Annotated in this window: 8 protein-coding genes; 2 read left to right on the top strand and 6 right to left on the bottom strand. The window is 58.0% G+C overall.

The genetic code is table 11. The features are described from left to right. Window positions 1-143: 143 nt before the first annotated feature. A complete protein-coding gene (locus tag FMM79_RS19595) occupies window positions 144-410 on the top strand; it encodes a hypothetical protein (protein ID WP_148629219.1) in 267 nt (88 codons plus the stop codon). A gap of 6 nt (window positions 411-416) precedes the next feature. Next, the gene (locus tag FMM79_RS19600; protein ID WP_148629220.1) at window positions 417-1,295 is read left to right on the top strand and encodes a transglutaminase family protein; all 879 of its coding nucleotides are present in this window, start codon (window positions 417-419) and stop codon (window positions 1,293-1,295) included. Here FMM79_RS19600 and nhaA read toward each other — a convergent pair. The 6 genes from nhaA to FMM79_RS19625 form a co-directional block, all read right to left on the bottom strand. Then, window positions 1,220-2,605, bottom strand: coding sequence for a Na+/H+ antiporter NhaA (nhaA, locus tag FMM79_RS19605; RefSeq protein WP_148629221.1), 1,386 nt, complete (start codon window positions 2,603-2,605; stop codon window positions 1,220-1,222). The genes FMM79_RS19600 and nhaA overlap by 76 nt on opposite strands. Before the next feature lie 43 nt (window positions 2,606-2,648). Continuing rightward, window positions 2,649-2,885, bottom strand: a complete 237-nt coding sequence (locus FMM79_RS19610; RefSeq protein WP_148629222.1) for a hypothetical protein — start codon at window positions 2,883-2,885, stop codon at window positions 2,649-2,651. A 476-nt stretch (window positions 2,886-3,361) separates the two neighbouring features. After that, entirely contained in the window at window positions 3,362-3,487 is a 126-nt protein-coding gene (locus FMM79_RS22105; RefSeq protein ID WP_256376827.1) for a hypothetical protein, read from the bottom strand. 63 nt (window positions 3,488-3,550) lie between these two features. After that, window positions 3,551-3,757, bottom strand: coding sequence for a cold-shock protein (locus FMM79_RS21430; RefSeq protein ID WP_162528563.1), 207 nt, complete (start codon window positions 3,755-3,757; stop codon window positions 3,551-3,553). 221 nt (window positions 3,758-3,978) lie between these two features. Continuing rightward, window positions 3,979-5,796 (bottom strand): SLC13 family permease, encoded by a 1,818-nt coding sequence (locus FMM79_RS19620; RefSeq protein ID WP_240339321.1) that lies wholly within the window; start codon window positions 5,794-5,796, stop codon window positions 3,979-3,981. Between the two features lie 14 nt (window positions 5,797-5,810). Next, on the bottom strand, window positions 5,811-6,185 hold the full coding sequence (locus FMM79_RS19625; RefSeq protein WP_148629224.1) for a hypothetical protein: 375 nt from the start codon (window positions 6,183-6,185) through the stop codon (window positions 5,811-5,813). Window positions 6,186-6,501 lie beyond the last annotated feature (316 nt).

Below are 6,501 nucleotides of genomic sequence, written 5' to 3' on the forward strand. Positions count from 1 at the left end.
TTGAATGCCGGGCTGTGGTTGCGCCGGGGTCGTCTGCTCATTCTCTGCTCCTGTCTCGCAGCCCATCTGGCTGCTCTCAGGCAGAAAATCCAATTATCTCAGTGTGCAGATTCTCCAGGCCACCTCTAGGAAAGGGACTTCCAATGGAACTTACATCCGACCAGTGCCGTGCACAGGAAGCCATTCAATGGGAGCGCGCAAAAAGCGAGCCGCTCGAGAATGTCCGGATGGTGGCTCTGAGAGCGGCGATTGCCTGGGGGCATGAGGCGACGGCCGCAGAACAGCGGGAAGCACGCAAGCGCCGCACACGCGCAATCGCCGAAATCATGCAAGTGCAGCAGCAGCGGAGCGACGACCACGACATACGAAGTTTCAGCGAGAATCCGGATCGCGGTTGCGCGGACGTTTGATAGCTCATGCAAGAACTGCTCATCAGGCATCGCACGAGCTACCGCTATCAGGTGCCGGTTCAGCTCGGGCCGCACCGGCTTATGCTTCGGCCGCGCGAAAGCTGCGAGGTCCGTCTCAAGACATTCGAACTTACGATCCTGCCGCAAGCTCAGGTATCCTGGGCGCATGACGTCTTCGGGAATGCCGTCGCGACAGCGATTTTCACGGGGCTGACCGAAGAGCTCGTTATCGAAAGCTCCGCGCGCGTACAGCTTGAATCGGTCGCATGGCCCGTGTTCGATATAGCGGCATCCGCAATTTCCTACCCCTTCCGCTACGCCGACGACGTATGGACCGACCTCGGTGCCCTGACCGTGCAAAGCTATCCTGATCCGGGGGGCAGATTGCGCGATTGGGCGCAGGCGTTCGTTGGCGGCAAACCGACCGACACGCTGGCCATGCTAAAGGATCTGAGCACCGGCGTGACCGGATGGATCGCATACCAGTCGCGCGAGGACGAAGGCACTCAGTCGCCAGAGCAAACCTTGAACCGCGGCTGGGGCTCCTGCCGGGATCTTGCCGTGCTGTTTGTTGAAGCGGCGCGAAGCCTCGGTTTCGGGGCGAGGATCATGTCCGGCTATCTCCACAATCCGAATCAAATTCTGGACGGCACATCGGGGGCGGGGTCAACGCACGCCTGGGCGGAAGTCTTTGTGCCGGGCGCCGGCTGGATACCCTTCGATCCGACCAACCGCAGTGTTGGCGGGACCAATCTCGTGCCCGTGGCAGTGGCCCGCGAAATCGGGCAAACAATTCCGGTCGCAGGAACCTATGTGGGCTTGTCTGGACTGGTGGATGCGATGAACGTCGAGGTCTCCGTCGCCTCTTCGGACGATTGCTCCTGATTTCGTCTCGATGTCCACCAGAGCAGGATCAGCAACCCGATTATCGCAGATGTCGCCGACCCCAGGAAAACTCCCAGCTTGGCAACCGGCAGCAATGCCGAAGTAAAAGCCAGGTTCGAAATGAAGATGGACATCGTGAAGCCGATTCCCGTGAGGAAGGCTCCGGCCACCACCAATACCCAGTCGAGCCCGTTACCGAGTGTTGCGACACGGAAGCGCACCGCCAGCCAGCTGAACAGCAAAACCCCTGTCGGTTTGCCGACCACCAGGCCCGCGAAGATGGCAGCGGAAACCCGCTGGTCCAGATCGACTCCCGAAAATGCGACGCCTGCGTTGGCCAGTGCAAAAATCGGCATGACCGCAAACCCGACCAAAGGGTGCAGCATCATTTCCAGGCGTTCCAGGGGAGAGAGCGATTCCTCGATCGCACGTCCGGTTTCCCTCAGATCATGGCGTTCCGATGTGTCGCCGCTCCAGTGCTCGCCAGTCGGGTAGGCCGTCAATTTACCCATGATGGAACGTAGACGTTCATCCCCAACCCACGCGCGCGCGGGGGTCATCAAGCCTAGAATTACGCCCGCAACTGTCGCATGAAGACCGGAGGCATCGAAGCATAGCCAGATACCACCGCCGAGCACAAAATAGACCGGGATGCTCCTGATCCCTATGCGAGCGGACATCGCCACAACGCCAAGACCAAGCATTGCCAGGCCGAGCGCAGCGAAGTCCAGTGTCTCGCCATATGCGACCCCAACGACGGAAATGGCGCCGACGTCATCGAAGATCGCCAGAGAAACCAGAAATATCCGCAACTGCGCAGGTATGGATGATCCAAACAGCGCAAGGCCGCCGATCACAAAGGCCGTATCGGTCGCCATCACGGTTCCCCAGCCGTGTACACCGGGATGCCCGTTCATGAGGACGAGATAGACGGAGACGGGGACCGCCATCCCGCCGAGCGCGGCCAGGAAGGGTAAGGCCGCGGCTTTTGGACTCCGCAGTTCCCCCAGAGCGAACTCTCGCTTGAGTTCGAGCGAGACGACGAAAAAGAACAAGGTCATCAATCCGTCGTTGATCCAATGGTGCAACGAGCGGGTGAAATCCAGCTGACCCACCTGAAGGCCTATCGGGATCTTCCAGAAGTTCAGGAAAGGGGCGGACAAGGGCGAGTTGGCCAACACCAGTGCGACCATGGCGCAAAGGAGTAACAGTCCCCCTGCCGCAGCCTCGACCTTAAGAAAACGTGCAAATGGCCTGGTTACGCGATCAGCGACCTCGACCGGCAGCCCCTGGTTTCTGTTCTTCTCGATAGTGTTCCATGCCTCGTCGGAAGGTCAAAATCGGAGTTTGCGATCAGCGAGGCGAACCGCGAGCAATTTCTTTTTCGATCATCCTGACGAACATGTCGCCATATTGTTCGGTTAAACTGTAATCCTGCTCGTATTCTCCGACATTATGGCCGGTGCCGAAGGCTGACTTCAAGCGCTGGAGAATCTCGGGCTGGTTCTCTGCAACAAAACAGATCAACGACTGAAGAATCCTGGCATGCGCGAGTACTCTGCGCTCCAGCTCGGTTGTTTCGGCATCCATTTTCGTTTCCTTTGTCGTTCCTGGTCCGGAGACTGTCACCAAAGCTGGCCTATCGGGCAGATCGCTGGCGCCGCAACTCAGCCTTTGCGAGCTCGAGGTCCGTATAAATGTAAGGACCAACCCGGTAGTTCGTCACGGTACTCGCCGTGATTCCGGCAGGAATCTCCAGCTCGGGCGAACTGCATGCGTTGCTTTCGACTTCACCTTTCCGAAATCCTTGAGGTCGGCTTGGCGTAGATGTCACTGCCTTGGGATCTTGCTCGCGACAAACGGCGAACACGTCCTTCAACAAGGCAAGTTAATAGGAAATCCGTTCCAGCGCAGAGATTTCACGCTCCTGAAAGGTAAGTGTGGCCCGTCTCTCGACGAGTTCCACCGAAGGTTCCGCATCGAAGGGAAAACCGGGAGATTGCTCTTTCATCGACCGACGCCTCTCATTTCCAATGATGTCGCGGAAGGTCGGCGTCATTTCGATACTAGCCGATGCGCTTCGCATAATATTCCACCAGATCGAAGTAGGTCTGCCGATCTTCGCGACCCTCCGACCGCCGCGCATTGACGAGGGCGCGTTGATGGTTGGCGTAAAGCTGATTGAGGTCCATCACTGCTCCTTTCATGGTTGGAGCCACCCAAGGTGATTGCGCGCCGGGCCAGTTTACTTCTGATCAGGCCTTCTTCAGGTTCACGGCGCAAATCTTGCCGTCCTGGTCAGATTGCGTATCGTACCCGTAGAGGTCATTCTGCTTCGGCAACTGAGCTTGGTCCTGGAGATCGGCCCACGTGAATGGCAAGGGGCCGCCACCCTTCTCGTGTGCAATGAAGCCCGTGCCAGTTGTATCGTTATAGTGGCTGACCTTGCCGTGCTGGGTCATCACGCGCATTCCTTCCGCTCTGGGAGAGCCCTGATTGGCTGCATCCGCAGCTAAAAGGCGTAAAAGAAGGAAAGAGGCGTTTCGGCCCGCGCCAGTCACCGTCGTTCGCGACAGGTAGCTGTTATGAATTGGGGTGCGCCGCCGCAAAAACAAGGTCGGAGTGAGAATATTGAGACGATGGGGTGCGTTCTCCTGCGGAGGGCTCGAATGTGCCATATCTCTCAAAGTTGGTATTTCCAGACCAGCAACAGGGAAAGCGTGCAAATCATCAGCAGGACAAGAGGCAGCCCCGCGCGCACGTAGTCCCGGAAGTGATACCCACCCGCGCTCATGATCAGGATATTCGTCTGGTAGGCGATGGGGGTGGCATAACACAGGTTGCAACCGAACAGCACGGCAAGAACCAGTGGCTCCGCCGGTATAGCAAGTTGTTCGGCCAGGCTCACCGCGATGGGCGTGCCTACCGCTGCAGCCGCTGTGTTTGACGAGAAATTCGTGAGCAATGTCGCAAAGGCCATCATGACTGCCAAGACTACCGCTCCTGGAAATTCCTGCATTGCAAGCGCAAGCGAACTGCCAAGCCACTCCGCTGCGCCCGTTTCCAGTAATGCCCGGCCAAGCGCGATGCTGGCAGCGACAAGCACGATAACCTTGGCGCTCAAGGCCTGGCCCAACCGATCGAACTTCACGCACCCCGTCGCCAGCATGACGATCGATCCCGCAAGGGCCGCGATTGCAATGGGGACAAGATGCAGTGCCGCAAGCAGGACAACTCCCGCAAATATCAGCAAGGCAAGGCCAGCCTTCGCCGTACGCGGAATTTCCGCCGCGCCCTCGAGCATCATCGTGCCTTCGCTGATCTGGATTTGCTCCAACGCAGCCGCGCCACCCTGTACCCACAGTACATCGCCGACTTCCAGGCGTTCAGCGTCGGCCCTGGACCTGCCAGGGAAAAAAGCTTGTTCCGGATGATGAAGCCCCATGACTACAACGCCATATCGGTCGATGATTTGCGCTGATCTGATAGTCTGCCCGATGAGCGAGGAATCCGCTCCAACGACGAGTTCCGCCATCACCTGGCCTTCACTCTTGTCTCCGGCAAAGGTCTCAACGGTCTCCATCATTGCTGGGCGCATAAGGGGCATTTTCATCGCCGAACTGAGTTCCTGCAACTCGGCACTTGTGCCCTCGACCTCTAGGGCATCGCCAAATTCAACGATGAACCGAGGATCGGTCTGCAAGCTGCCTTTGCGAACGGCCCCGACCACTTCAAGCGCCCCATCGAACCTTTTGTGCAGAGCCTGCAGGGATTGGCCGATTGCAGGCGAGGATTCCCGTGGGAAGAGCATGGATCTAAATCGACGGATCAATAACTCGTCACCTGCGCTGTGGGCAGGAAGCAGGCGCGGCATGACAAGCCAGAGGTATGGCAGCGCGACCAGGGCGGCGAGCAGCGCCACATCGGTGAAATGGAATATGCCAAATCGGGGAAGGCCGAGATCCTCTGCGATGGCAACTACCAGCAGATTGGTGGACGTGCCGATCGTGGTTGCCATTCCGCCGATCAGGATCGCGCAATTCATCGGCATCAGCGTTTTCGATGCGGGTATGCCGGCGCGGATGGCCAGGTTGATCATGATCGGCATGGTCAGGACCAGTACTGGCGTGTCGTTCACGAACATGCTCATGAGGCCACCGACCACGATGGAGAACAGAAGACCCAGCAATCTGCTGAACCTCCACAGACGCGTGAGCAAACGTCCTGCCGGTTCAAGTGCACCCGTAACAACCAGCCCGCGGCCGAGGATCATCAAGGCGCAAATGGCGATCAGCGCTTCATGGCCAAATCCGCCAAAAGCAATTTCCAGCCCGGTGTACGAACCATCATGCTCGATCGGGAAAAAATAGGCGCCAACCGCGAGCACAGCGATCAGAACCAGTGAGACAATCTCTATCCGGATACGGCCGCTCGCAAAAAACCAGAACGCGGTTACCGCGATCAACATCGCTCCGATCGCTTGTGGGGACGGAGCAATCAAAAAACTCTCCTTGTTCAGGTTTCGACAGGGACCTCGTTCGGCGGAGCAGCCAACCAAGAGCTTATGGACCCGTGGCGGCACCGAATGCTTTCGTCCGCGCGCAGGCGCAAAAGCCGACAGAAAGCCTTTCTCAACGACACTAAAAATGCCGGAAGCCCCGGGCAGCCGGAGATGTCAGCCTGTACTGCCAAAACCTGGGGGATGCGGTCGCGATCAGCAGCGTCGTACTTGGCCCGTTGTCCGGTTAGCACATCAACCATGAAATTGAAGAATTCCAAAGCCTCGTAAGCGGTTGTGAGCGGCAAGGCTACCTTGGCACCTTCCAGTGCTGTAGCAACCTCGTTCTCTGTCGCGGCGCGGAGCCGGCGGACAAGTTCGTCGCTGTTCATTTTTATAATAGCACAGGGCGAACTTTGCCGATAGCTTGTCCGGATCAAAGAGCGCCAACCGGTCGGTGTGTTCACCCCAGTTATCGGAAACCATGGCGCCCCGTGCGCAAAATCAAGAGCGGGCATGAATATGGGGCGAACGATTTTGCAATCATGCGTTGCGCTTCCTCTGTCACAGCGGCGGATACAAGAGGTGGCCTGGAGAATCTGCACACTGAGATAATTGGATTTTCTGCCTGAGAGCAGCCAGATGGGCTGCGAGACAGGAGCAGAGAATGAGCAGACGACCCCGGCGCAACCACAGCCCGGCATTCAA

The organism is Novosphingobium sp. BW1 (assembly GCF_008107685.1).
In the GTDB taxonomy this organism is placed as follows: Bacteria; Pseudomonadota; Alphaproteobacteria; order Sphingomonadales; family Sphingomonadaceae; genus Novosphingobium.